A 23,747-nucleotide genomic window follows, 5' to 3' on the forward strand; every position below is an offset into this window, starting at 1 on the left:
CATCATGAATCTTGAACGCATCAAACCTCATCTGCCCTGGATCACGCTTTTGGCGCTGGTGCTGGTGGTCGGCATCGGCGACAGCAATTTTCTCAAGCCGCACAATCTGATCGCCATGTCCGCCGACATTGTGCCGCTGTTCATCATGGCGCTTGGCATGACTTTCGCGATCTATATCGGCGGAATTGATCTGTCAGCCCAGTCGGTCGCCAACATGACTACGGTGATCGCCACCGTGGCGCTTCCAACGTTCGGGCCTCTCACCGCGCTGCTGTGCATTCTGGCCGGTTTGGCGATGGGCGGGATCTCCGGCTATGTCACCACGCGATTGCTGGTGCCATCCTTCATCTCCACACTGGCAATCGGCGGTGTCGCCTACTCCATCGGACAATACCTGTCCGGCCAGCGCGCCTTGTACATGAATGCCGACCTGCGGAATGACTATTTCGGCTGGATGGTCGGGCGCTCTTTTGGCATCCCACATGAGTTGTTCATTGGCGCTGCGCTGGTTCTGCTGGCCTATTTCATTCAGAGCCGCACCGTCTTCGGCCGGTCGCTCAAGGCGGTTGGCGCCGGGGAGCCCGCCGCGATTGCATCGGGCATCAACGTCGCCCGGGTCAAGATCATGGCTTTCGCGGTGTCTGGCGCGCTGGCGGCGATCGCCGGACTGTTGTTCTCCGTCAAGCTTTCCGGCGGTTCGCCGACAATCGCCAACGGCTTTCTGCTCCCGGCAATCGTGGCTGTGCTCGTCGGCGGGACGCCTTTGACCGGCGGGGTTGGCGGCGTGGTCAACACGTTGATCGGCACGCTGATCGTGGCGGTCATCCGCTCCTCGATGCTCTATTTCGAGGTCGACGCCACCCAGCAGCAAATGGTGTTCGGACTTGTTCTGATCATCGCGATTGCCATGACCATCGATCGCAGCAAGTTGCGTGTCGTCAAATAATTCGACCCTGGCAGGGACAATCGGGAGGAGCCGGTTATGCAGATGAAGGCGGCAGTGCTGGTTGCGCCGGGGCGCTTCGAAATCCAGTCCCGGCCCGTGCCGGAACCTCAGCGCGGCGAGGTCTTGATCAAGATATCGCGCGTCGGGATTTGCGGGACCGACATCCACATTTTCAATGGTCACTATGCGGCGGATAGTCTTCCCATGGTGCCGGGGCATGAATTCACCGGCCGCGTCGCCGCTTCGGGAACTGACGCCAACAGGCTCCGGGCCGGGCAGAAGGTTGTCGTCGACATGAATATCGGGTGCGGCGTCTGTTACTGGTGCCGTCGCCAGGAGGTTCTCAACTGCCCTGACATGAACCAGATCGGCATCACCGTGGATGGCGCGTTTTGCGAGTATATCTGTGTACCCGAACACCTGGTGATCCCGGCGCCCGATCACATTGCCGACGAGGTGCTTGCGCTGACCGAACCACTGGCGTGCGTTGTCCGCGCCGCCCGCAAATCCAGGATCACATTTGGTCAGTCGGTTGTCGTCATCGGCGCCGGGCCGATCGGCAATCTTCATGTGCAATTGCTGCGCACCATTGGTGCGGCCCCGATCATTGTCGCTGATTTGGCTGGGGAACGCGTCGACATGGCGATTTCGGTTGGTGCCGATGTCGGCGTTGCCGATCCCGAAACCCTTCATGCCGCCGTGATGCAAGCGACCGATGGTCGTGGCGCCGACATTGTCATCGAAAGCGTCGGCAACCCATCCCTGTACAGGCTGGCGACAACGCTGATCCGCAAGGGTGGTCACATCGCCGCGTTCGGACTTACCGGGGCCGGCGCGGAGCTGCCGCTCGATATCCTGTCGACCATCCTTCAGGAAAATTCGATCAAGGGTTCAGTGGCTGGTATTGGCCAGGACATGCACGATGCGCTGACGCTGCTGGTCCACAATCGCATCGACCACAGACCGTTCACCTCGGCAGTTTTCGACCTCGCCGATATCCAGGCCGCCTTCGATACGCTGCAACACAGGCCGGGCGATTTAAAGACGCAGATCAATATTTCAAGGGAGTAGGCCATATGGGTAAAATTCTTATCATTTACGACACAGACAGTGATCGCCGGTTCACCGAAACCATGGTTCCGCTGGTCAAGGAGGGCGCCTTGTCTGTCGAGGGCATGGAAGTGCGGGTGCGCTTCGTCGACGACGCGACGACCGAGGACGTGTTCTGGGCCGACGGAATTGCCATTGGCTGCCCCACTCATCTGGGAAATATCTCATGGCGCATGAAAAAGTGGTGGGACGACCGCACACCGGAAATCTGGTTCAAGACCGATGGAAAATTCGCCGTGCCGTTCACCTCCGCCGGCAGTCTGGGCGGTGGCGGAGAGCTCGCCTGCAATGCCCTGAGCATCATGATGATGAACATGGGCTATTTCGTCTTCGGCATCACCGATTATGTGGCCAAGAAGGAGAGCCTTCATTATGGCGCGGTGGTCGCGGGGGAGCCGCGCTCCGACCACGCCACGGAATCCTGCCGCCGCGCAGGGCGGCGTCTCGCCGAATGGGTGGGGTATTACATGGAAGGCCGCAAGGATCTTCATCCGCTTGAGGCCAAGTACAATCGTTTCTGGGAGCTCGCAGACTGATGGCCAAGGCAAGATTACTGGTTGAGCTGGATCTCAAGCCCGAAGAGCAGCGGTCCTTTATCGATATGTTCAAGGCGGAATTCATCGCCCGGTCACGCACCGAGGATGGATGCGAGCAATATGAATTGTGGCAAGAGGCGGATGGATCGCCGCGTATGACGATTGTTGAAGTGTGGTCGTCAAAGCAAGCACTCGACACCCATCTGGCACAGCCCTGGTTTGCTGACTGGGCGCCGAAAATGGAAGCTGCGATGGCCACTCCGCTTGTCGTGCGAACAATGATCTCGGTGGAAGATTGACGCCACTGACCGTCCCTGCGGCGCAATGGCGCTATCTGCCTGCTTGATATAACCGGATAGTTACTTATAGTCCGCAAGAATACATCTTTTCTGGAGTGAACATGACCCAGCACGTGAAAAAACTGTCCTTGCCTTCCAAGCCACGCGACTTCGGCTTTTTCGTCGACGGGAAGTCGGTTCCATCCGGCGATAGAGAGGTGTTCGAGCGGTCGTCTCCGGGGCATGGGGTTCCGGTTTCCCGGATTCCCAAATGCACCGCGCAGGATCTGGACCGTGCGGTCGCGGCCGCGCGCCAGGCATTTGATGACCGGCGCTGGTCCGGTCTCAATGGTGCTGATCGGGCCGCGGTTCTGCTGAAGGCGGCTGAACTGATCCGCCAGCGACAGGAGGAGATCGCCTATTGGGAAACACTCGAGAATGGCAAGCCGATCTCACAGGCAAGGGCTGAAGTCGGTGGTTGTATCGGCATGTTCGAATATGCCTCGGGTCTGGCGCGCAGCCTGCATGGCGACAGTTTCAACAATCTGGGCGACAGCATGTTCGGCATTGTCACCCGTGAACCGGTTGGCGTGGTCGGCATCATCACGCCGTGGAATTTTCCGTTTCTGATCCTGTGTGAGCGCGTGCCTTACGTATTGGCTTCGGGCTGCACCATTGTCGCCAAACCTTCGGAGGTGACGAGCGCGACAACCATCATGCTGGCTGAAATCCTGTCTGAAGCGGGTCTACCGGATGGCGTGATGAATGTTGTCACGGGGTCGGGCAGTTCCATCGGGCAGGCGCTGATCGAGCATATGGATGTCGACATGCTTTCGTTCACAGGTTCGACAGCCGTCGGGCGTCATTGTGTCAAGGCGGCGGCCGGCAATTTCAAGAAGCTCGGTCTCGAACTTGGCGGCAAGAATCCGCAAATCGTATTCGCCGACGCCGACCTTGAAGATGCCGCCGATGGTGTGGCCTTTGGCATAGCGTTCAACACCGGGCAATGTTGTGTCTCGGGCTCGCGACTGATCGTCGAACGTTCGGTGGCGGACAAGTTCGAAAAAATGGTTGCGGCCAAACTGGAGAAGATTATCGTTGGTGATCCGCTTGACGAGGCAACCCAGATCGGCGCCATCACCACGGACGCGCAGAACACGACGATCATGTCTTATATCGACAAGGGCCGGGATGAAGGCGCCCGTCTGATCACCGGGGGCGCAACCGTCGATATGGGCGGCGGCCAGTATATCGCGCCAACGCTGTTTGGTGATGTGACCAGCGAGATGTCGATCGCCCGCGACGAGATCTTCGGACCGGTTCTGGTGGTGATCCCGTTCGATACGGTGGATGAGGCGATCACTATCGCCAACGACACGGTTTACGGTCTGGCGGCCAGCGTCTGGACCAAGAATATCGACAAGGCGTTGATGGTGACGCGGCGGGTTCAGGCCGGCCGTTTCTGGGTCAACACCACGTTGTCGGGCGGACCGGAACTGCCGCTTGGCGGATTCAAGCAATCGGGTTGGGGACGTGAGGCCGGCAAATATGGCGTGGAAGAGTACACCCAGCTCAAATCGGTCCATATCGAGATCGGCAAACGCTCGCACTGGGTGGAATGATGGCGTCCGAGGGCTATGACTATGTGATCGTGGGCGGCGGCTCCGCCGGCTGCGTGATGGCCAACCGTTTGAGCGAAAACGATGCTGTCCGGGTGCTGTTGATCGAGGCAGGTGGCAAGGACAGTCATCCGCTTATCCACATGCCGGTGGGCTTTGCCAAGATGACCTCTGGTCCGCACACTTGGGGGTTCACCACCGCTCCGCAAAAACATGCCAACATGCGCGAAATTCCCTATGCGCAGGCCCGGGTCATCGGTGGCGGCAGTTCGATCAACGCCGAAATCTATACCCGCGGCAACCCGGTCGATTACGACCGCTGGGCCACCGAGGAGGGGTGTGAAGGCTGGGCCTATGACGAGGTCAAGGATTGTTTCATTCGCTCGGAGGGCAATACAATCCTGTCAGGCGACTGGCATGGCACCGACGGCCCGCTCGGCGTTTCCAACCTCGCGGATCCGCAGCCGATGACCCGCGCCTTCGTGCAGTCCTGCCAGGAATACGGCATTCCCTACAACCCGGATTTCAATGGCGCGGTCCAGGAAGGGGCGGGGGTTTACCAGACCACCATCCGCAAGGCGCGCCGTTGCTCCGCCGCTGTCGGTTATCTCAAGCCGGTGATGCACCGGAAGAACCTGACAGTGAAAACCGGCTGTCTGGTTCACCGTATCATTGTCAGGAACGGCCGCGCCACCGGTGTCGCCTACCAGCACGGCGGAGCGATGACCGAGGCTGCGGCAAACCAAGAGGTTATCGTCACCTCCGGCGCCATCGGCACGCCGAAGCTGATGTTGCTGTCGGGCATCGGTCCCGTCGCCCATCTGGCTGAACACGGCATTGATGTGGTGCAGGACCTGCCCGGTGTCGGCGAGAATCTCACCGATCATTTCGGCATTGATATCGTGGCCGAACTGACCGGTCACTACAGTCTCGACAAATACAACAAGCCGCATTGGGCTATGTGGGCAGGTGCGCAATATTTCCTGTTCGGAACAGGGCCAGTGGCGTCTAATGTGGTGGAAGGCGGGGCATTCTGGTACGCCGACAGGAGCCAGCCGGTGCCCGACCTGCAGTTCCATTTTCTTGCCGGCGCGGGTGCCGAGGCAGGTGTGCCGAGCGTGACCAAGGGCAGTTCCGGCGTTACCCTCAATTCCTACACGTTAAGACCCAAGAGCCGGGGCACTGTGCGCCTGCGATCCGGCGATCCTGCCGAAATGCCGGTTGTCGATCCCAATTATCTGGCCGAACCGGATGATCTGAAAGTCTCTGTCGAGGGTATCAAAATCAGCCGTGAAATTTTCCTGCAGCACTCCATGCAGAAATATGTGCGGGCGATCCGGTTTCCCGACGACAGCGTGAAATCCCAGCAGGATTACGAGGATTACGCCCGGCAATATGGCCGGACATCCTATCATCCGACCTGCACCTGCAAGATGGGAGTTGACGACATGTCCGTGGTTGATCCGAAGCTGAGGGTTCACGGTGTCGAGGCGCTGCGCATCTGCGACAGCTCGATCATGCCGAGCCTTGTCGGATCCAACACCAACGCTCCGACGATCATGATCGCCGAGAAGGCCTCGGACTTTATCCGGGGCAATCACTGACAGCCTCCGGTCTGCTTTTGAAAAAGGGCGGTCGAGAGGCCGCCCCTTTGCCGTGTCAGGGGTAGAAAGTCAGTCGAAATCCGGTGCGTGCGGCACCAGATCCTTGTTGACGATGCGGTAGTTCGTCGCCGTCAGCGCATTAATCCGGGCCATGTCGATAGTCGACAGGGTGAAATCCATGACATTGAAATTGTCCTGAATGTTCTTGCGCTTGGTCGACATGGTGTTGATCGACACGCCCATTTGCAGAATCCAGCGCAGCACGATCTGGGCAGGGCTTTTGCCGTATTCCTGGCCAATCTCGGCAAACAGCGGATAGTCGAACACCTTGCCGCGCGCCACGGAACAGTAGGAGGCCAGGGGAATTCCGGTTTCGACCGCAGCGGCCAGAAGTTTGTGCTGATCGAGCAGCGGATGAAATTCCACCTGGTTGGTGACGATTGGTGCTTCGATCAACGCCTTGGCGTCGTGCATCATCTTCACGGTGTAGTTCGACACGCCGATGTGCCGGGTCAGACCCTGTTTCCAGGCCTTCTCCAGGAGCTTCAGCGAAGGGGCTATGTTTCCATCCGCCGGCGGCCAGTGCAAAAGCAGCACATCCACCTGATCGAGTTGCAGGTCCTTGAGGCTCTGCTCGACGGAAGCGATGAATCTATCGTCATCAAAGCTGGGGTTGCCGACCTTTGTGGTGACAAAAAGCTCGTCTCTTGGAAGACCGGTTTCCTTCAGGGCTGCGCCTGTGTCTTTTTCATTCTCGTACATCTGCGCCGTATCGAATGACCGGTAGCCGACTTCCGCGGCAATGATCATGGCGTCGCGCAGTTCATTCCCCTTGAGAGGGAACGTGCCGAAGCTGCGTTGGTAGGTCTTCTGAAAATACACACTCACTGGAATTTCCTCCGGTCTGTCCATCGTTCAAAGGGTGTCATTGAATTGTAGTCTTGATCGTTGAATAAAACACTGTCATAAAATAACTGGTTAGTTACTTAAATGCAATTGAGGGTGATATGTCAAAACTCAAAACTGCGGAATTCGCGGCTCAGGTGATCCCGGACAATGCGACGATCGCAGTCAATTCGTCGAGCGGACTGTGTTGCCCGGATGCGGTGCTGGCGGCGATCGGGGAGAGGTTCGCAAAGGAGGGCGCGCCGCGCAATTTGACATCCATACATCCGATCGCCGCAGGTGACTTTTTTGGCACCAAGGGCGTTGATCATATCGCCAGGCCGGGCTTGCTCAGCCGGATCATAGGTGGCTCGTACCCGTCCGGACCGAGCAATGCGGAGCCGCCGCTGATCTGGAAGATGATCACGGCCAACCAGGTCGAGGCCTACAATATTCCGTCCGGCATCGTTTTTGACATCCTGCGAGAGGCGGCGGGCAAAAGACCAGGCGTGTTGACCAAGGTGGGCCTCGACACATTTGTCGATCCGGACCGCGAGGGTGGTGCGATGAATGCGGCGGCGGCCGGCAAGCCGGTGGTCAAGCACATGCAATTTGAAGGCCAGGACTGGCTCTATTTCCCGGCGATCATCCCGGATGTGGCGATCATTCGCGCCACGACGGCGGATGAAAAGGGCAATCTCAGTTTCGAGCAAGAAGGTGCCTATCTCGGTGCGATGGAAATGGCGCTGGCCGCTCACAACAATGGCGGCAAGGTCATTGCGCAGGTCAAGCGCGTCGCTGCCGCAGGCTCGATTCGCCCGCACGATGTTCATGTTCCTGGAATTCTGGTCGATATCGTGGTCGAAGCGCCTGACCAGTTGCAGACGACCGCCACCGAGTATGATCCCGCTATCTCGGGAGAGGTCACACGTGCGATGTCCTCGTTCCGCAACGCCGAATTCAACATCGGAAAGATTATCGCGCGACGGGTGGCGCAGGAATTGAAATCGGGCTGGGCAGTCAATATCGGCTTTGGAATTTCCGCCAACGTGCCGAGAATTCTGGTTGAAGAGGGGCTGCATGGCGAAGTGACCTGGGTGATCGAACAAGGTGCAGTTGGCGGTGTTCCGTTGCTGGATTTCAAGTTCGGCTGCTCGGCAAATGCCGAAGCCTTTGTTCCGTCGCCGCACCAGTTCTGCTATTTTCAGGCAGGCGGGTTCGATGCGTCGCTGTTGTCATTTCTCGAGGTCGGCAGGGATGGCTCGGTCAATGTGTCCCGCCTGCCGTCGATCCCGCACCGGACCGCCGGAGCAGGCGGGTTTGTCGACATTACCGCGCGAGCGCGAAAAATAGTGTTCTCTGGTAATTTCAACGCCGGTGCGCGAATGTCTGTTGTCGACGGAAAAATGCAGATCGACCGTGAAGGCAAGACCGCGAAATTTGTTGAGGAAGTCAATCAGGTGTCATTTTCGGGAAAACGCGCAATGGAGCAGAACCAGGACGTGACCTACGTGACCGAACGATGCGTTATCCGGCTGATCGATGGTCAACTGGTTGTCACGGAACTTGCCCCGGGTCTCGATCTTCAGCGTGATGTTCTTGACCAGGCGGCGGCTACGCTTGCGGTGTCGCCTGATCTCAAGACCATGGATGCCGCGTTGTTCAGCCCTGAGCCGTTCGGTTTGCACCTGGGTTCTTCCGATGTCTGACAGTGGGCGCCTGGTGCTGAGCGTTGAGGGCGGAGTGGGGCACCTGGTCATCAACCGGCCGGAACGTCTCAATGCGCTTGATGCAGGCATGATCGATGAATTGGGCAGTCTGTGCGGCGAGATCGAGCGACGCCGTGATATCTCGGTCGTGATCTTGTCGGGCGAGGGCCGGGCGTTCTGCGCCGGCGGCGATATTGATGCCTGGAGCGGTGAAACGCCCAAAGACTTCGGGCACGGATGGATCAGAGATGGCCATCGGGTGTTTGATGCCCTGGCGCGACTGCGCCAGCCGCTGATTGCAGTGATGAATGGCCACGCCCTGGGCGGCGGGCTCGAACTGGCGGCTTGCGCTGATTACCGCATCGCCGAAACCCATATCAAGATCGGTCAACCCGAAACCGGTCTCGGAATCATTCCCGGCTGGTCGGGCACCCAGCGCGCCGTGCGCCGGTTCGGTGCGCAGGCGGTGCGCCGGATGGCGATGTTCGGCATCATCTACACAGCCGCCGAAGCCTTGCGTGAAGGCCTGGTAGATCAGGTCGTGGAAACCGGCGCGGGCATCGGGGAAGGCCAGAAGTGCGCGCAGGCGTTGATGCAGCGGGGACCGGATGCCACCGAACTCACCAAGATGCTGATCAATGCGGCCGAAGGTGAAGAGGTCGAGCGCGTTCTCGAAGCCTTCGCCGGGCGCATTGCCGCGGGCAGCGGCGATCTGAAGGAAGGGTTGGCAGCATTTCGGGATAAGAGAAAACCCGAGTTCGGAAAATGAATTTCTGTCGAAGACGAGTTGCCTGCATGCAAATACTGATTACCATTCCAGAAAAGGTCAGACTATGATCCGTCATTTCGTTCATTTGCGGTTTGCCAAAGACACATCGGAGGCTGACAAGCAGGCGCTCTACGATCAGCTCGCCGGCCTGTCCGATCACATCGAAGGCATCATCGACTTCCAGCATAGAACCAATGACAGCGTTGAAATTCCGCTGGTGCGCGGTTTTAACGACATGTTCTGGTTTGACTTTACCAACGAAGCTGTTCGAAATAGCTATCTGGAGAACAGTGTTCATCAAGCTATCGGCGCGCAGATCGTGGCCAAGACCGAAAGCGGTGCGGATGGCGTATTTGTGTGTGATATTGAAGTGTGATTGATTCCCGGAAACGAAATTTCCTCGCCGGTCTGTTCGAGGCTGCAGTGCTGCGCGCCGATCCAAAGCGCGCGCTCGAAGATGTGCTTCCGCCAAAACCTAGGGGCAGAACCGTGGTCATCGGCGCGGGCAAGGGTGCAGCGCAACTGGCTGCCGCTTTTGAAGAGCTGTGGGACGGGCCACTGAGCGGCACGGTGGTGACCCGCTATGGCTACGGCGCGCCGTGCAAGTCGATCACCGTGCTCGAAGCAAGCCATCCTGTGCCCGACGATGCCGGGCTCGCCGCATCCCGGGCGTTGTTTGACACTGTGTCGGGCCTCAGCGAAGACGATCTGGTCGTGGCGCTGGTCTGCGGCGGTGGTTCGGCGCTGCTGCCTGCGCCACCCGAAGGGCTGTCGCTTGAGGATGAGCAGGACCTCAACCGGGCACTGCTTGCCTCCGGTGCGCCGATCGGGGTGATGAACGCAATTCGCAAACATGCAAGCCGGATCAAGGGCGGGCGTCTGGCTGCTGCTGCCTGGCCTGCCAGGGTGGTGTCGCTGGTTGTCTCCGACGTTCCTGGCGACGAAGCCTGTCAGGTCGCCTCCGGCCCGACCGTTCCGGACGCGCTGAGTTTGACCGAAGTCCAGGCGATGGTGGCCGCGCGCAACATCGTGTTGCCCGAAAGGATCCGCGCGCACCTGGCCAGCGGCAAGGATCTGCCGCCGCGTCCGGACGATCCGGTTTTCGCGCGAAACGAAGTCCGCGTCATTGCGTCGGCCGGCCTGTCGCTCGAAGCGGCCGCGGACATGGCGAAAGATGCCGGCGTGGAGGCTGTGATCCTTTCGGATGCCATTGAGGGCGAAGCCCGCGATGTCGGGCTGGTTCATGCGGCCATCGCCCGTGAAGTTGCTGGCCGCGACCGGCCCTTCGCCAAACCCGTTGTCATTCTGTCCGGCGGAGAAACCACAGTTACCCTGCGTGGCAAGGGCAAGGGCGGGCGCAACACCGAGTTTCTGCTGTCCTTTGCCGCGGCGATTGACGGTGTTGAGGGGATTGTGGCGCTGGCCGCCGACACCGATGGAATTGACGGTTCACAAGACAATGCTGGTGCTTTTGCCGGCCCGGACAGCGCAGGTCAGCTCAGAAGCAAAGGTATCGACCCGCTCGCAAGTCTGGCGGCCAACGACGCATGGACCGCTTTCAACGCCATCGACGATTTGTTCGTCACCGGACCCACCGGGACCAATGTCAATGATTTCCGGGCAATTCTGGTGGGCGAGTTGCCGTATCAGGCGTAAACCATCAGCCGGTTGGCGCCACGCTGAACTGTGCTTCCGGACTGGTTGCGAACGACAAAATCCAAGCTTACGACGGCGCGGCCACCCGCTGAAACCGGCTTGACCGAGGACACTGTCATCGTTGCCGAAATCGTATCGCCGGCGCATACCGGCGCCTGGAAATTCCAATCCCAGCCCAGTGATGCCTGTGCCTTGAATTGCGCCTCTGCCTGGTTTTTCAGTCCGTCGACCAGTGACAATACCAGAAGGCCATGGGCAACGCGTGTCTGGAACCCGTGTCGTTGTGCCGCCTCGTCGGACATGTGAATTTCGAACCGGTCGCCGGTCATTGCGGCGAACTGGTCGATCATTGCAGCCGTGACAATGACCGGTCCGGTTTCGACGATGTCGCCTTGTGCGACGTCGCCGAAACCGTAGCGGCCCGCCGGGAGGCAGCGGTTGTCGGGGTGGCTCACGCGAGACATGTTCACGATGGTGTCGGAGCGTCTTCGCGCAGCAGTCCCCTGGATTTCAGTGTGGTCCAGAATTCGCCCGGAATGGGCTGGCTGAACCATTCCAGATTCTGTTCAAGCTGTTGTACTGTGCGTGTGCCGGCCATGAAGGTGGGGATGGCGGGGTGGGCGACCACAAACTGCAACGCGGCGGCAGGCAAGGGGACGCCGTAATCGAGACAAACCTTTTCGATTTTCCTCACCCGATCCAATATTTCAGCCGGGGCGGGCGCATAATTGTATTTCGCCCCTTCGATGGCCCCTGTTGCAAGTATGCCGGAATTGAAGCCGCCACCGACCACCACTGCGGCGCCACGCTCTTCGCAAAGCGGCAGGAACTTGTCGAGCGAGTCCTGTTCCAGAAGCGTATAGCGGCCGGCGAGCAGGAAGCAGTCGAAGTCACGCTGCTCAAGCGCTGCGTGGCAGACTTCCCACTCGTTGACGCCGACGCCAATGGCTTTGACCACGCCCTCGTCGCGCAGTTTGGAAAGCGCCTTCCATGCGCCGTCCATTGCCGCCTTGAACACTTCGGGCTGTTCATCGCCACGGGTAAACACGTCGATATCGTGAATGAAACAGATATCCATGTATTCGAGATTCAGCCGCTGCAGCGAATCCTCGAACGCCCGCATCGTGCCATCATAGGAATAGTCGAAATGCGTGGTGAACCGGCCGGCATTGGTCCAGGGCGCATAGTCGATGTCCTTTTTGCGCGCCGGTTTGAGAATTCGTCCGACCTTGGAAGACAAGATGAACTCCTCGCGCTCCTTCCAGCGCAGAGAGTGGCCGGTGCGCAATTCCGCCAGCCCATGGCCGTACATCGGGGCGGTGTCGTAATAGCGAATGCCGGCGTCCCAGGCACGCTGAATCATGGCATCGGAGGTTTGCTCGTCGATCTCGCGAAAAATGTTTCCGATCGGCGCGGTGCCAAATCCAAAGGGGGTGACTTGCAGGTTGGTTCTTCCGAATTGCACCTTGTCAGACGGGTTCATTGATAGTCTCCCAAAAGTAACTGGTTAGTTATATAGCCATATCGATTGCCGCTTCACAACCCCCTTCTGGTTCGTGTGGGAGGACTTGACCGGCACAGGTTGTACTCATATAAGTAACTATATAGTTACTGGAGAGAGATGATGTTTCTCAACGAAATGCACCGGCAGGTACGGGACATGACACGCAGCTTCGCCACCGACGTGATTCGTCCGATGGCGGAAGAACTTGATCGCGAGGAACGCTTCCCGCATGAGGTCTACAAGCAGATGGCAGGGCTTGGCCTGTTTGGTATTTGCGTGCCTGAGGACATGGGCGGGCCTGGCTTCGACACGGTCACCTATGCGTTGGTGATGGAGGAGTTGTCGCGCGGTTATGCGTCCGTGGCCGACCAATGCGGCCTGGTGGAACTGATCTCCACCTTGCTGGTCAGGCATGGCACCGAAAACCAGCGGTCAAAATGGCTGGCCGATATCCTCAAGGCCGAGAAACTTGTGGCCTATTGCATCACCGAGCCCGAGGCAGGAACCGACGTGTCGGGTATCCGGACCTCGGCCGTACGTGATGGCGAGGGCTGGATCCTAAACGGTGACAAGATATGGATTCACAATGGCCCGGTGGCCGATGTCGGTTTTGTGCTGGCGCGCACCGACAAGGCGGCAGGTCATCGCGGCATGTCGATCTTCATTGTCGATTTCAATCAGGAGGGTGTCGAGCGCGGACCGAAAGAGCACAAGATGGGGCAGCGTGCCAGCCAGGTCGGCGCGCTTGCCTTCAAGGATGTAAGCCTGCCCGCCGATGCCTTGCTGGGTGTCGAGGGCCGCGGGTTTCACATGATGATGAGTGTGCTCGACAAGGGGCGCGTGGGTATTGCCGGACTGGCTGTGGGCATTGGTCAGGCCGGATTGGAGGCAGCGGTCGAGTATGCGGCACAGCGCAAGCAATTCGGAAAATCCATCGCTGAATTTCAGGGCGTACAGTGGCTGCTCGCCGATATTGCCAAGGATGTCGAAGCCGCGCGGTTGCTGGTCTTGAGCGCTGCGTCCATGATTGATGCCGGTGAAGACGCCACGAAAGCCTGCTCGATCGCCAAGTGCTTTGCCGGCGACATGGCGGTGGCTCGGAGTGCCGACGCGGTTCAGGTGTTTGGCGGCTCGGGCTATATTCGGGGATTCGAAGTCGAGCGACTTTACCGGGACGCCAAGATCACCCAGATCTATGAGGGCACCAACCAGATCCAGCGGATGATTATCGCGCGTGAACTTCTTGCCAAAGGAGCCGCGGCATGAGTGGCCAGGTAGCCCTTGTCACCGGTTCGGGGCGCGGCATCGGTCTGGCGACAGCGGTTGCGCTGGCAAAGCGCGGCTTTTCCATTGCGCTCAATGGGCTTGTCGATGATGACGAGCTTGCATCGGCGGCAGAAACGGTTCGCGCGCACGGCGTCAAGGTGTTTGCCTCGGCGCTCGATGTTTGCGACATCGCCGCGCAGGATGGCTATCTCGCCAGGATCGAAGCGGCGCTGGGTCCGCTGACCACGCTGGTCAACAATGCCGGCGTAGGGGTGATCAGTCGCGGCGACCTGCTTGATGTGAGCGAAGAAAGCTATGACCGCTGCCTGACGGTCAATGCCAAGGCGATGTTCTTCCTCTCCCAGGCTTTCTCGAAGCGTCTGGTGGCGCGTGAGCGCTCCCCCGATCTGTTCCATTCCATCGTCAATGTGACATCGTCGAATGCCGAAGCCGTCGCCGTCCAGCGGGGGGAGTACTGCGCTTCCAAGGCTGCCGCGGCGATGGCGTCGAAGGCCTTCGCTGTGCGTCTGGGACCAGAAAACGTCGCCGTCTACGATGTCCGTCCGGGCCTCATCAACACCGAAATGACGGCACCGGTCATCGCCCAGTATGAACAGCGCGCCAGGGAAGGCCTGACATTGTTTCCCCGCATCGGTCAGCCCGAGGATGTCGGTGAAGTCATTGCGGCGCTCGCTTCAGGACAGCTACCCTACACCACCGGCCAGACTGTTTCAGTGGATGCAGGCATGCTGGTTTCGCGGTTTTAAGGATCCAGGATTATGAAAATTGCCCTGCCGGACACTAACGGTCGCATGAGCAGCTACACGCTCACCGGGACACCGGTCAAAGGCGTTCGCCTGGACGCTGATGCTTCAAGAACCGTGTTTTCAGCCGCCCATGTTGTGGCCGACCCGTTCACTGGCAACGATCCGTCCGGCAAGGCCACCATTGACTGGGATGCGACCATGGGCTTTCGCCGTCATCTGGTCGACCACGGACTGGGCATCGCAGAAGCCATGGACACTGCCCAGCGCGGCATGGGTCTCGACTGGACCGGTGCTCTGGAGCTGATCACACGCACAAAATCCGAATTCCCTGACGCGCTGGTGTTCAACGGAGCGGGCACCGATCATCTTGATCCCGCCGACGCAAAAACTCTGGATGACGTGCGCGGTGCCTATCTGCATCAGATCGAATCGATCCAGAAAATCGGCGGACGCATCATTCTCATGGCGAGCCGGGCCCTGGCGCGCGTGGCGGACTCTCCGGATGAGTATGTGTGGATGTATGGCGAATTGCTTGATGCCTGTGACCAGCCGGTCATTCTGCATTGGCTGGGCGAGATGTTCGATCCGGAACTGGCCGGATACTGGGGCAGTGACGATTTTGACAGCTGCATGGACACCACGCTTGCCATCATCAGCCAGAATTTTTCGAAAGTGGACGGGATCAAGATTTCACTGCTCGACAAGGACAAGGAAATCCGCATGCGCCGGCTGCTGCCGGCCGGCGTGCGCATGTATACCGGCGATGATTTCAATTACCCGGAACTGATCGAAGGCGACGAGCAGGGCTTTTCCCATGCGCTCCTGGGTATCTTCGATCCGCTGGCCCCTGCTGCGGCTTACGCAATCTCCGAGCTCGGCAAGGGCAATGCCAAGGCCTTCCGCCAGACGCTGGATCCGACCGTGCCGCTGGCGCGGCAGATATTCAGGGCGCCGACCCGGTTTTACAAGACCGGGGTGGTGTTCATGGCCTGGCTGAACGGATTCCAGGATCACTTCATCATGCTCAATGGCGCGCAGGCTTCGCGGCCATTGCCGGATTTTGTCGAGATCTTCAAAATGGCCGATTGCTGCGGGCTGTTGCGCGACCCGGATCTGGCGGTTTCGCGGATGAAACGGCTGCTCTCTATATATGGAGCGTAACACGGTGCGCGATTTCTCCCATGACCATTCCATGCTGGCGCTCAACACCGCTACACTCGGGCACAATCTGGAAGGCCATGGTGCGGGGTGGAGCCCGGAGCAGGTAATCGAGGCTTGCGCGGAGCGCGGGCTTGGCGGGATCACCTTCTGGCGCCGGGAGATCGGTCGACGCGCAATCGAAATCGGCGACCGGGTCCGCGGCGCCGGCATGCAGGTGGCCGGCCTGTGCCGCACGCCGTTTCTGACTGGGCCGCTTGCGCCGCCCAACCGTCAGGCAATCATTGATGACTTCAAAGCTTCAATCGAGATGGCGCATGAACTCGGTGCGCCGGTGCTGACCATCGTCACCGGCGGCGTTATCGAGGGCAGCCATTCGATCACCGAAAGCCTCAGCCGGGTCCAGGAACTCGTTGCCGCCATGGCGCCGGTCGCCGCCGACGCCAACGTCGTGCTGGCACTCGAACCGCTCAACCCGGTTTATGGCGGAAACCGGTCATGTCTGGTCACCGTGCGCGACGCGATCGACATGTGCCAGGCCATCGGCGCTGACAACGTCCAGATTGCGATCGATGTCTATCACGTCTGGTGGGACACATCGCTTGCCGCTGAACTCAAGCGGGCGGGCAAGGGCCGCATTGCCGGATACCATCTGTGCGACTGGCTGGCTGACACCACCGACGTGCAGCTTGATCGCGGCATGATGGGCGATGGCGTTGCCGATCTCAGGCAGATACGCGCCGCTGTCGAGGCCACCGGTTATGATGGCTACTGCGAGGTTGAAATATTCTCGGCGGCAAATTGGTGGAAACGACCGCCAGGGGAAGTGCTCGACACCATTGTCGAGCGGTTCAGAGCGGTCTGCTGAGATCAGTCATGCATCAGTTGGCAGGGGCGGGTTCCTGGCCTTCATCCGGTTTGGCCAGAACCTGTAGGTCCTGGAGCTTTTCGCCGGCAAGTTGGCGCAGCATCAGCCGCATCATGATCCGACCGGCCTCCTCGATATCCTCATGAAGCGATTCCACATTCGGGCGCAGATGATTGAATATTTCCGATGTGCGCTTGGCGATCAGGGCAATGTCCCGGTCGGGCACCAGTCCGGCGTCGCAGATTGCCGCATGGGCGACGATTGCCGACACTTCGCCAGGGCAGATGATGCCATCGGGGCGGTCGGGTGAGGCGATCCATTGTCTGATTCCCGCATGCAACCGGTCTGCGTCCATGTTGAGGTCAAAGTCTTCGGGTACGTGGGCGGGGAGGCCGAACCCTTGCAACCCCTCGAAATATCCTGCCATCATGTACTGGTGATACATGTAGTTGCGTGAGGGCGGCACGATGCCGATGGACGTGCAACCGCGGTTGACCAGGCGCCCGACAGCGGCCTTGGCGAATGCGTGGTTGTCGTAGTCATACCAGGCATGGTTCTGAAAGCCGGTTCGTCCATGGGTGACGAACGGAAAATTCTGTTCCAGAAGAAATTCGGCTCGGACATCGTGATGCGCGGTACGCGCAAACAGAATGCCATCGGCTTGCCGATTGCGGACGATGAACCGGATCGGTTCCAGCGGGTCCTCCCCAAGTTGGTACTGCATAACCGTCAGATGATAACGGGTGCCGCGAACGATATCGGCGATGCCGGTGATCATCGAGTTGCCGAAGCCGAGAATTTCGCTGTGCGGGTCGAGCACCAGGCTGATGACATTGGTTCGCCCTGTCCGCAGACGTTGCGCCGCCCGGTCAGGCACGTAACCAACCTCCTTGGCAATGGCAATGACCTTCTCCCGTGTCTTTGCCGCGATCGCCGGATCATTGGCAAGCGCCCGGGACACCGTCGTCACCGCAAGTCCGGTCAGCCGGGCAATGGTTTGCTGCGTGGGCTTCTGATCGGGATCCCTGTCGAAAATGTCGGTCATCGTGTTGTTCCCGTCGGCCGCGGCGCGTGCGTCTTGACGCCGCGCTGCGGACTGCCTGTCTGTGATGCAATTAACACCATAGCGCAAATTTCAGTTGACAAAAGTGGTATTTGTAACGTTATAATTTAAGTAACCGTATGGTGCGGTGATTGGGAGGTTGCAATGAATTCGATGACGAAGAGACTTAAAATGACCGTGGCTGCGCTGGCGGTAATGACTGTTGGCGCGCAAGCTGCGGATGTGGAGGTTCTGCACTGGTGGACGTCGGGTGGTGAAGCAGCAGCGCTCAACGTGCTCAAGCAGGATCTTGAAGGGCAGGGGATCGGCTGGCAGGACATGCCCGTGGCCGGTGGCGGCGGCGAACAGGCCATGACCGTGTTGCGCGCCCGGGTGACTGCCGGCAATGCGCCGACAGCGGTTCAGATGCTCGGCTTCGATATCACCGACTGGGCCAAGCAGGGCGCCCTGGCCGATCTCAACAGTGTGGCCGAATCCGAGGGCTGGGACGCGGTGGTCCCTGACGCACTCAAGGCATTTTCAAAGTATGACGGCAAGTGGGTCGCAGCACCCGTGAATGTGCACTCGACCAACTGGGTCTGGGCCAACAAGGCGGTGCTTGATGCCAACGGCATCTCCGTGCCGCAAACCTGGGACGATTTTGTCGCAGCGCTTGCCAAGCTCAAGGAAGCTGGTGTTACCCCGATCGCCCATGGTGGCCAGCCATGGCAGGACGCGACCGTGTTCGACGCGATCGCGATGTCGACTGGTGGGTCCGAGTTCTACAAGAAAGCCTTCATCGATCTTGATCCCGAAACGCTGGGATCACCGACCATGGTCGAGGCCTTCAAGCGCATGGACACAATCCGCGCCAATGTCGATGACAATTTCTCGGGACGCGACTGGAACCTGGCCACGGCCATGGTGATCAATGGCGAAGCCGGTTTCCAGATGATGGGCGACTGGGCCAAGGGCGAGTTTCTCAATGCGGGCAAGAAGCCTGGTGACGATTTTCTCTGCTTCCGTTTCCCGGGCACCCAGGAACAGGTGACATTCAACGCCGACCAGTTTGCAATGTTTGACCAGGGCGGTGCAGTGTCGGATGAGCAGGCGGCTCTCGCCAAGGCCATTCTCTCGCCGTCCTTCCAGTCGGCGTTCAACGTGGTCAAGGGGTCGGTGCCGGCGCGTACCGATGTCAGCGACGAAGCATTCGATGCCTGCGGCAAGCAGGGAATGAAGGATCTGGCGGCGGCTGCATCAAGCGGCAACCTGTTCGGTTCGATGGCGCATGGCCATGCGGCGCCTGCTTCCGTCAAGAATGCGATGTATGATGTCATCACCGCGCATTTCAATGGCGAGTATGACGCTGAAACCGCAGCGGCTGAATTGCAGTCTGCAGTCGAACTGGCGCAATAAGACAGCCGAGTCTTGCAAAGGACGTCCCGGTTGCCAAAGTGCGGCCGGGATGCTTCCGAAATGCCTTGCTGGAGGGGAGTGCTGCCATGGCCCAGGTCGGGAGCGGCGTCGATTTTCGAACGCGCCTGCAATATCTCATACCCAAAATCGTTCTCGCCCCGTCCGTGGCGATGGTGCTTTTGTTCGTTTACGGCTTCATCCTTTTCACGATTTATCTGTCATTCACCGACAGCCGCATACTGCCCAGCTTCAATCTTGTCGGCTTTGAGAATTACGTGAAGCTATTCAAGCTGAGCCACTGGAGCATTGCGATCCGCAATCTCGGCGTTTTCGCGTTCCTCTATATTTCGATCAGTACGGTGATCGGCCTGGTGCTGGCGATTTTTCTCGATCAGAAGATTCGCGGTGAAGGCCTGTTACGGCCGATCTATCTCTATCCGATGGCCTTGAGCTTCATCGTTACAGGAACAGCCTGGAAATGGCTGCTCGATCCGGGCATCGGAATTGAGCACACCATGCATCTGTGGGGCTGGGAAAGTTTTGCCTTCGACTGGATCAAGAATCGCGATTACGCGATATATACGGTCGTGCTGGCTGCAGTGTGGCAGACCAGCGGCTTCGTCATGGCGATGTTTCTTGCCGGATTGCGCGGCATCGACAATGAAATTCTCAAGGCGGCGCAGATGGATGGCGCGTCCAACTGGAACCTTTACCGCCGCATCATACTGCCTCAGCTTCGCCCCGCCTTCCTGTCGGCCTTCGTCATCCTGAGCCATCTCGCGGTCAAGTCCTACGACCTGGTCATCGCGCTCACCGGCGGCGGGCCGGGCAGGGCGACTGAATTGCCGGCGACGTTCATGTATTCCTACACTTTCAGTCGCAACCAGATGGGAATCGGCGCCAGTTCCGCGGTGATCATGCTGATGACGATCGCAGCAATCATGGTGCCTTATCTTTATGCCGAATTGCGGGAGAAGAAGTGATGGCCGCATCTTCCACCGATTCAGCGATCCGGACGGGTCGCATGACCCGCGCCTTCCTTTATCTTGTGTTGTTGCTGTTCGCCCTGTTCTACCTGCTGCCCTTCGGCATCATGGTGCTCAATTCATTGAAACCGCTGAGCGAGATTACCGGCGGCAACATGATGGCGCTGCCTCATGTCTGGACGCTTGACGCCTGGCGCAACGCCTGGTCGCAGGCCCAGATCGGCGTAGAGCCGACCGGGTTACGGCCCTATTTCTGGAACTCCATCAAGATGGTGGTTCCGGCGGTGGCAATCTCCACGGTGCTTGGCGCGCTCAATGGCTATGTGCTGACCAAATGGCGGTTTCGCGGGGACACCATCCTGTTCGGGCTGATGCTGTTTTCCTGCTTCATTCCGTTCCAGATCGTGTTGATCCCGATGGCACGGATTCTCGGGGTGACCGGGCTTGCGGGATCGACCGCGGGGCTGGTTCTCGTCCATGTCGTCTACGGCATCGGTTTTTCGACGCTCTATTTCCGCAATTACTATGCCGCGTTTCCGACCGAACTCGTCCGCGCCGCACAGATCGACGGTGCCGGTTTTTTTCGCATCTTCTGGCGCATCCTGATGCCCAGTTCAGGGCCGATCACAGTGGTCTGCATTATCTGGCAGTTCACCAATATCTGGAACGACTTCCTGTTTGGCGCGAGCTTTGCCGATTTTGACAGCCAGCCGATGACGGTGGCGCTCAACAACCTCGTCAATTCCTCGACCGGGGTGAAGGAATACAACGTCCATTTTGCGGGCGCCATCTACGCGGCGTTGCCGACATTGCTTGTCTACATCGTGGCGGGCCGATACTTCGTGCGCGGACTGATGTCCGGCTCGGTGAAGGGATAATCCATGAGCTTTCTCAAGATCGAAAACGTCACCAAATCCTATGGCTCTCTTGAAGTCCTGCACCGTGTCGACATCGACGTCGAGGAAGGCGAGTTCCTGGTCCTCGTCGGACCGTCGGGATGCGGCAAGTCGACCTTGCTCAACATGATTGCCGGACTTGAGGAAATTTCCAGCGGCGAAATGTCGATCAAGGGCAAGGTGATGAACGGGGTGCACCCCTCAAAGCGCAACATCGCGATGGTGTTCCAGTCCTATGCGCTTTATCCCAACATGACGGTTGCCCAGAACATCACCTTCGGGCTCGAGATGCATCATGTTCCCAAGCCCGAGCGGGAGGCGGCGATGAACCGGGTCGCCGACATGCTTCAGATCAAGCCGCTGCTCTCGCGCAAGCCCGGACAATTGTCCGGCGGCCAGCGCCAGCGCGTGGCCATGGGGCGGGCGCTGGTGCGCAATCCGGATGTTTTTCTGTTCGACGAACCCTTGTCCAACCTCGACGCCAAGCTGCGGGTCGACATGCGCACCGAGATCAAGAAGCTGCATCAGCGGCTCGGAACAACGATCGTCTATGTCACCCATGACCAGATCGAGGCAATGACTTTGTCGACCCGCATCGCCGTGATGAATGGCGGCTATATCCAGCAATTGGGAACGCCCAAACAGATCTACGACAATCCGGCCAATATCTTTGTGGCGAGTTTCATGGGCTCGCCCTCGATGAATATGCTTCCCGCGACGCTGCGCCTGAACGGCGCGGATGCTTCAGTCGAGATCACCGATGCCCAAGGCCAACCGGTTCACCTGCCGGTTCCGGTCTCGCCTGATGCAGCGAGACTTTATGACGGCAGGTCCGTCATTCTCGGAATCCGGCCCGAAGCGGTCACTGACCCGGACGGCGCCGACAAGAACGCCACCACGGTGGTTCACCTCAGAAACCTTGTCGATATCATCGAGCCTGCCGGGTCCGACACCTTCATCACCACCACCATGGCGGGCGGGGACGTCATCGGCCGAATGCGTGCCGATGCAGATGTGGCGCCCGGTCAGGTCTGTGATCTTGCCCTAAATATGGACAAGGCGGTGCTGTTTGACGTGGAGTCGCAAATACGAATCCAGTGACCGGGCTATTCGGATTCGGCCAAACCACAGGTTCATCCGAATGAGATGGGGACAATGACTGCGCCCCCGTTGGGGTGCTCAGGAATGCTCAGCTCTCGGGATCGGCGGTCCCGGGTCGGTAAAGATCAGAAGTCTTCTGCCGGACTGCAAGCCACCAGCCTGCCTGTTGGGGCCAGGTTTCATACTGGCCATCATGGCCAAGCTCGCGCGCCGCATTCAACGCCCAGTTCGGATCGACAAGCGCTTCACGGCCGATAGCGATCAGATCCGCACGGCCTTGAGCCAGAATGGCTTCTGCCTGTTGCGGGTGGGTGATCAGCCCCACAGCCATGGTTTTCATGTCTGCTTCCTTGCGGACCCGCTCGGCATAGCCAACCTGAAAACCCGGCTGACGCTTCTGGCCGCCGCTGGCGGTCGCCGCCCCTGCGATACCGCTTGACGAGCAGTCCATGACGTCGACTCCGATGTGCTTGAGTTCGCCGGCGAGCACGACCGTGTCATTGAGCGACCAGCCCTCCGGGGTGCCGTCGACAGCCGAGGTGCGAAAGAACAGCGGCAGGTCGTCGGGCCAGACCGCACGAACCCGCTCGGCGATTTCAAGTGCCAGCCGCATACGCCCGGACAGACTGCCGCCGTATTCGTCAGTCCGCCTGTTGGAGAGAGGCGACAGGAAGCTGTGCACCAGATAACCATGCGCGCCATGAACTTCGGCGATCTTGTAACCGGCGGCAAGCGCCCGTCCGGCGGCCGCGGCGTAATCTTCAATCAGCTCGGAGATCTCGGTTCTGGAAAGTTCGTGGGGAACCGGCCAGCCGTCAGCGACCGGCAGTGCCGACGGGCCGACCGGTGTCCAGGGCATGTCGCCACGCAGGATGTCGGTTTCGTTCAGCGCGCCGTTGCCGTACCACGGACGTTGCATGCCGCCCTTGCGGCCGGCATGGCCGAGCTGGATCGCGGGGATGGCGCCGTTGCGGAGTGCAAACTGGGCAATCCGGGCATGGCCCGGTATCTGGCTGTCGGTCCAGAGCCCGGGGCAGCCATGGGTGATCCGGCCCTGTTTCTGCACTGCGGTGGCTTCGGTGAAAACGATTCCGGCGCCACCGATTGCGAAGCGTCCAAGATGCACCATGTGCCAGTCATCGATATGACCTTCATGCGCGGAGTACTGGCACATGGGAGAAATCACCACACGGTTGCGGGTCGAAATCCCGCGAAGTGACAGTGGCTGGAACAGGTGAGGCGCAGTGGTCATGGGGTCTCCTTTTGGTATCTGGGCAAAACGCTATCTGCGGAAATACGAGGTGGCAAACGATGGCCAACGCAAATATCCCTCCGATATGGTCATCATCAGGGATTATGCGGATGTTTTCGCCTGCCGCTACTGCACGCCGCGCGTGCCATGGCGGCCACGACAGGGATCATCTTATTGAAATAATTCCAAAAACCCCCGGAACTCGGGCTTTCTGATCGCACTTTTCCCGGTTGGACAAAAAAATGTCAGTTTTGTAAAAAAGGCTGTTGACTCTTTGGGTAGGTGGCCCCTATAAACCGCTCACACAACGAGGGCGGCGCGCCGCTGGCGCCAAGAAGTTCGCCCTTGAGTTGACTGAGAGTGTTTCGCAAGAGGCACT

Annotated in this window: 23 protein-coding genes; 18 read left to right on the forward strand and 5 right to left on the reverse strand. The window is 59.2% G+C overall.

The window, feature by feature from the left end; all coding sequences use genetic code 11:
- Positions 1 to 4 precede the first annotated feature (4 nt).
- From ABJN75_RS00445 to ABJN75_RS00470, 6 genes are all read left to right on the forward strand, one after another.
- Positions 5 to 946, forward strand: coding sequence for an ABC transporter permease (locus tag ABJN75_RS00445; protein WP_348435773.1), 942 nt, complete (start codon positions 5 to 7; stop codon positions 944 to 946).
- A 36-nt stretch (positions 947 to 982) separates the two neighbouring features.
- Positions 983 to 2,017: an alcohol dehydrogenase catalytic domain-containing protein gene (locus ABJN75_RS00450; protein ID WP_348435774.1), complete on the forward strand. Its 1,035-nt coding sequence runs from the start codon at positions 983 to 985 to the stop codon at positions 2,015 to 2,017.
- A 5-nt stretch (positions 2,018 to 2,022) separates the two neighbouring features.
- Positions 2,023 to 2,592, forward strand: a complete 570-nt coding sequence (locus tag ABJN75_RS00455) for a flavodoxin family protein (RefSeq protein WP_348435776.1) — start codon at positions 2,023 to 2,025, stop codon at positions 2,590 to 2,592.
- A complete protein-coding gene (locus tag ABJN75_RS00460) occupies positions 2,592 to 2,891 on the forward strand; it encodes an antibiotic biosynthesis monooxygenase (protein ID WP_348435778.1) in 300 nt (99 codons plus the stop codon). The genes ABJN75_RS00455 and ABJN75_RS00460 overlap by 1 nt, the downstream gene beginning before the upstream one ends.
- A 101-nt stretch (positions 2,892 to 2,992) precedes the next feature.
- Positions 2,993 to 4,492, forward strand: coding sequence for an aldehyde dehydrogenase family protein (locus tag ABJN75_RS00465; RefSeq protein ID WP_348435780.1), 1,500 nt, complete (start codon positions 2,993 to 2,995; stop codon positions 4,490 to 4,492).
- Complete coding sequence (locus ABJN75_RS00470; RefSeq protein ID WP_348435782.1) at positions 4,489 to 6,093, forward strand: GMC family oxidoreductase N-terminal domain-containing protein; 1,605 nt, start codon at positions 4,489 to 4,491, stop codon at positions 6,091 to 6,093. Before ABJN75_RS00465 ends, ABJN75_RS00470 begins: the two co-directional genes overlap by 4 nt.
- Before the next feature lie 69 nt (positions 6,094 to 6,162).
- On the opposite strand, the gene ABJN75_RS00475 is transcribed toward ABJN75_RS00470, so the two are convergent.
- Positions 6,163 to 6,981 (reverse strand): aldo/keto reductase, encoded by an 819-nt coding sequence (locus ABJN75_RS00475; protein ID WP_348435784.1) that lies wholly within the window; start codon positions 6,979 to 6,981, stop codon positions 6,163 to 6,165.
- A 119-nt stretch (positions 6,982 to 7,100) separates the two neighbouring features.
- Here ABJN75_RS00475 and ABJN75_RS00480 point away from each other — a divergent pair, with 119 nt between their 5' ends.
- From ABJN75_RS00480 to ABJN75_RS00495, 4 genes are all read left to right on the forward strand, one after another.
- Positions 7,101 to 8,687, forward strand: coding sequence for an acyl CoA:acetate/3-ketoacid CoA transferase (locus ABJN75_RS00480; protein ID WP_348435786.1), 1,587 nt, complete (start codon positions 7,101 to 7,103; stop codon positions 8,685 to 8,687).
- Positions 8,680 to 9,456 carry an enoyl-CoA hydratase/isomerase family protein gene (locus ABJN75_RS00485; RefSeq protein ID WP_348435788.1) on the forward strand — a complete coding sequence of 259 codons (777 nt, stop codon included), beginning with the start codon at positions 8,680 to 8,682 and terminating at the stop codon, positions 9,454 to 9,456. Before ABJN75_RS00480 ends, ABJN75_RS00485 begins: the two co-directional genes overlap by 8 nt.
- 64 nt (positions 9,457 to 9,520) lie before the next feature.
- The gene (locus ABJN75_RS00490) at positions 9,521 to 9,832 is read left to right on the forward strand and encodes a Dabb family protein (RefSeq protein WP_348435790.1); all 312 of its coding nucleotides are present in this window, start codon (positions 9,521 to 9,523) and stop codon (positions 9,830 to 9,832) included.
- Positions 9,829 to 11,112 (forward strand): glycerate kinase, encoded by a 1,284-nt coding sequence (locus ABJN75_RS00495; protein ID WP_348435791.1) that lies wholly within the window; start codon positions 9,829 to 9,831, stop codon positions 11,110 to 11,112. Before ABJN75_RS00490 ends, ABJN75_RS00495 begins: the two co-directional genes overlap by 4 nt.
- Here the strand turns inward: ABJN75_RS00495 and ABJN75_RS00500 are convergent.
- Positions 11,103 to 11,576, reverse strand: coding sequence for a MaoC family dehydratase (locus ABJN75_RS00500; protein WP_348435815.1), 474 nt, complete (start codon positions 11,574 to 11,576; stop codon positions 11,103 to 11,105). The genes ABJN75_RS00495 and ABJN75_RS00500 overlap by 10 nt on opposite strands.
- Positions 11,577 to 11,578: 2 nt before the next feature.
- Positions 11,579 to 12,595, reverse strand: coding sequence for an aldo/keto reductase (locus ABJN75_RS00505; protein WP_348435793.1), 1,017 nt, complete (start codon positions 12,593 to 12,595; stop codon positions 11,579 to 11,581).
- A gap of 141 nt (positions 12,596 to 12,736) precedes the next feature.
- Here ABJN75_RS00505 and ABJN75_RS00510 point away from each other — a divergent pair, with 141 nt between their 5' ends.
- From ABJN75_RS00510 to ABJN75_RS00525, 4 genes are read left to right on the forward strand one after another with little or no spacing between them, the layout of a single operon-like run.
- Positions 12,737 to 13,882, forward strand: a complete 1,146-nt coding sequence (locus ABJN75_RS00510; protein ID WP_348435817.1) for an acyl-CoA dehydrogenase family protein — start codon at positions 12,737 to 12,739, stop codon at positions 13,880 to 13,882.
- On the forward strand, positions 13,879 to 14,649 hold the full coding sequence (locus ABJN75_RS00515; RefSeq protein ID WP_348435797.1) for a 3-ketoacyl-ACP reductase: 771 nt from the start codon (positions 13,879 to 13,881) through the stop codon (positions 14,647 to 14,649). The genes ABJN75_RS00510 and ABJN75_RS00515 overlap by 4 nt, the downstream gene beginning before the upstream one ends.
- A gap of 12 nt (positions 14,650 to 14,661) precedes the next feature.
- Positions 14,662 to 15,810 (forward strand): dihydrodipicolinate synthase family protein, encoded by a 1,149-nt coding sequence (locus ABJN75_RS00520; protein WP_348435799.1) that lies wholly within the window; start codon positions 14,662 to 14,664, stop codon positions 15,808 to 15,810.
- Between the two features lie 4 nt (positions 15,811 to 15,814).
- Complete coding sequence (locus ABJN75_RS00525; RefSeq protein WP_348435801.1) at positions 15,815 to 16,675, forward strand: sugar phosphate isomerase/epimerase family protein; 861 nt, start codon at positions 15,815 to 15,817, stop codon at positions 16,673 to 16,675.
- A 13-nt stretch (positions 16,676 to 16,688) separates the two neighbouring features.
- Here the strand turns inward: ABJN75_RS00525 and ABJN75_RS00530 are convergent, their stop codons facing one another.
- Positions 16,689 to 17,720, reverse strand: a complete 1,032-nt coding sequence (locus ABJN75_RS00530) for a LacI family transcriptional regulator (RefSeq protein WP_348435803.1) — start codon at positions 17,718 to 17,720, stop codon at positions 16,689 to 16,691.
- A gap of 171 nt (positions 17,721 to 17,891) precedes the next feature.
- Here ABJN75_RS00530 and ABJN75_RS00535 point away from each other — a divergent pair, with 171 nt between their 5' ends.
- The 4 genes from ABJN75_RS00535 (at position 17,892) to ugpC (ending at position 22,116) form a co-directional block, all read left to right on the forward strand.
- Positions 17,892 to 19,133, forward strand: a complete 1,242-nt coding sequence (locus ABJN75_RS00535; protein ID WP_348435819.1) for an ABC transporter substrate-binding protein — start codon at positions 17,892 to 17,894, stop codon at positions 19,131 to 19,133.
- Positions 19,134 to 19,219: 86 nt separating this feature from the next.
- Positions 19,220 to 20,116, forward strand: a complete 897-nt coding sequence (locus ABJN75_RS00540; RefSeq protein WP_348435805.1) for a sugar ABC transporter permease — start codon at positions 19,220 to 19,222, stop codon at positions 20,114 to 20,116.
- Positions 20,116 to 20,997 (forward strand): carbohydrate ABC transporter permease, encoded by an 882-nt coding sequence (locus ABJN75_RS00545; protein WP_348435807.1) that lies wholly within the window; start codon positions 20,116 to 20,118, stop codon positions 20,995 to 20,997. The genes ABJN75_RS00540 and ABJN75_RS00545 overlap by 1 nt, the downstream gene beginning before the upstream one ends.
- Before the next feature lie 3 nt (positions 20,998 to 21,000).
- Positions 21,001 to 22,116 carry a sn-glycerol-3-phosphate ABC transporter ATP-binding protein UgpC gene (gene ugpC / locus ABJN75_RS00550; protein ID WP_348435809.1) on the forward strand — a complete coding sequence of 372 codons (1,116 nt, stop codon included), beginning with the start codon at positions 21,001 to 21,003 and terminating at the stop codon, positions 22,114 to 22,116.
- An 88-nt stretch (positions 22,117 to 22,204) separates the two neighbouring features.
- On the opposite strand, the gene ABJN75_RS00555 is transcribed toward ugpC, so the two are convergent.
- Positions 22,205 to 23,368 (reverse strand): NADH:flavin oxidoreductase/NADH oxidase, encoded by a 1,164-nt coding sequence (locus tag ABJN75_RS00555; RefSeq protein WP_348435811.1) that lies wholly within the window; start codon positions 23,366 to 23,368, stop codon positions 22,205 to 22,207.
- Positions 23,369 to 23,747 lie beyond the last annotated feature (379 nt).

Source organism: Hoeflea sp., assembly GCF_039975035.1.
Classification (GTDB): Bacteria; Pseudomonadota; Alphaproteobacteria; order Rhizobiales; family Rhizobiaceae; genus Hoeflea.

What these genes read in the sequence shown, in the direction of transcription:
- ABJN75_RS00445 (WP_348435773.1), top strand. Translation starts at nt 5, where the DNA reads ATGAATCTTGAACGCATCAAACCTCATCTGCCCTGGATCACGCTTTTG.
- ABJN75_RS00450 (WP_348435774.1), top strand. Translation starts at nt 983, where the DNA reads ATGCAGATGAAGGCGGCAGTGCTGGTTGCGCCGGGGCGCTTCGAAATC.
- ABJN75_RS00455 (WP_348435776.1), top strand. Translation starts at nt 2,023, where the DNA reads ATGGGTAAAATTCTTATCATTTACGACACAGACAGTGATCGCCGGTTC.
- ABJN75_RS00460 (WP_348435778.1), top strand. Translation starts at nt 2,592, where the DNA reads ATGGCCAAGGCAAGATTACTGGTTGAGCTGGATCTCAAGCCCGAAGAG.
- ABJN75_RS00465 (WP_348435780.1), top strand. Translation starts at nt 2,993, where the DNA reads ATGACCCAGCACGTGAAAAAACTGTCCTTGCCTTCCAAGCCACGCGAC.
- ABJN75_RS00470 (WP_348435782.1), top strand. Translation starts at nt 4,489, where the DNA reads ATGATGGCGTCCGAGGGCTATGACTATGTGATCGTGGGCGGCGGCTCC.
- ABJN75_RS00480 (WP_348435786.1), top strand. Translation starts at nt 7,101, where the DNA reads ATGTCAAAACTCAAAACTGCGGAATTCGCGGCTCAGGTGATCCCGGAC.
- ABJN75_RS00485 (WP_348435788.1), top strand. Translation starts at nt 8,680, where the DNA reads ATGTCTGACAGTGGGCGCCTGGTGCTGAGCGTTGAGGGCGGAGTGGGG.
- ABJN75_RS00490 (WP_348435790.1), top strand. Translation starts at nt 9,521, where the DNA reads ATGATCCGTCATTTCGTTCATTTGCGGTTTGCCAAAGACACATCGGAG.
- ABJN75_RS00500 (WP_348435815.1), bottom strand. Translation starts at nt 11,576, where the DNA reads ATGTCTCGCGTGAGCCACCCCGACAACCGCTGCCTCCCGGCGGGCCGC.
- ABJN75_RS00505 (WP_348435793.1), bottom strand. Translation starts at nt 12,595, where the DNA reads ATGAACCCGTCTGACAAGGTGCAATTCGGAAGAACCAACCTGCAAGTC.
- ABJN75_RS00510 (WP_348435817.1), top strand. Translation starts at nt 12,737, where the DNA reads ATGTTTCTCAACGAAATGCACCGGCAGGTACGGGACATGACACGCAGC.
- ABJN75_RS00515 (WP_348435797.1), top strand. Translation starts at nt 13,879, where the DNA reads ATGAGTGGCCAGGTAGCCCTTGTCACCGGTTCGGGGCGCGGCATCGGT.
- ABJN75_RS00520 (WP_348435799.1), top strand. Translation starts at nt 14,662, where the DNA reads ATGAAAATTGCCCTGCCGGACACTAACGGTCGCATGAGCAGCTACACG.
- ABJN75_RS00530 (WP_348435803.1), bottom strand. Translation starts at nt 17,720, where the DNA reads ATGACCGACATTTTCGACAGGGATCCCGATCAGAAGCCCACGCAGCAA.
- ABJN75_RS00535 (WP_348435819.1), top strand. Translation starts at nt 17,892, where the DNA reads ATGACGAAGAGACTTAAAATGACCGTGGCTGCGCTGGCGGTAATGACT.
- ABJN75_RS00540 (WP_348435805.1), top strand. Translation starts at nt 19,220, where the DNA reads ATGGCCCAGGTCGGGAGCGGCGTCGATTTTCGAACGCGCCTGCAATAT.
- ABJN75_RS00545 (WP_348435807.1), top strand. Translation starts at nt 20,116, where the DNA reads ATGGCCGCATCTTCCACCGATTCAGCGATCCGGACGGGTCGCATGACC.
- ugpC (WP_348435809.1), top strand. Translation starts at nt 21,001, where the DNA reads ATGAGCTTTCTCAAGATCGAAAACGTCACCAAATCCTATGGCTCTCTT.
- ABJN75_RS00555 (WP_348435811.1), bottom strand. Translation starts at nt 23,368, where the DNA reads ATGACCACTGCGCCTCACCTGTTCCAGCCACTGTCACTTCGCGGGATT.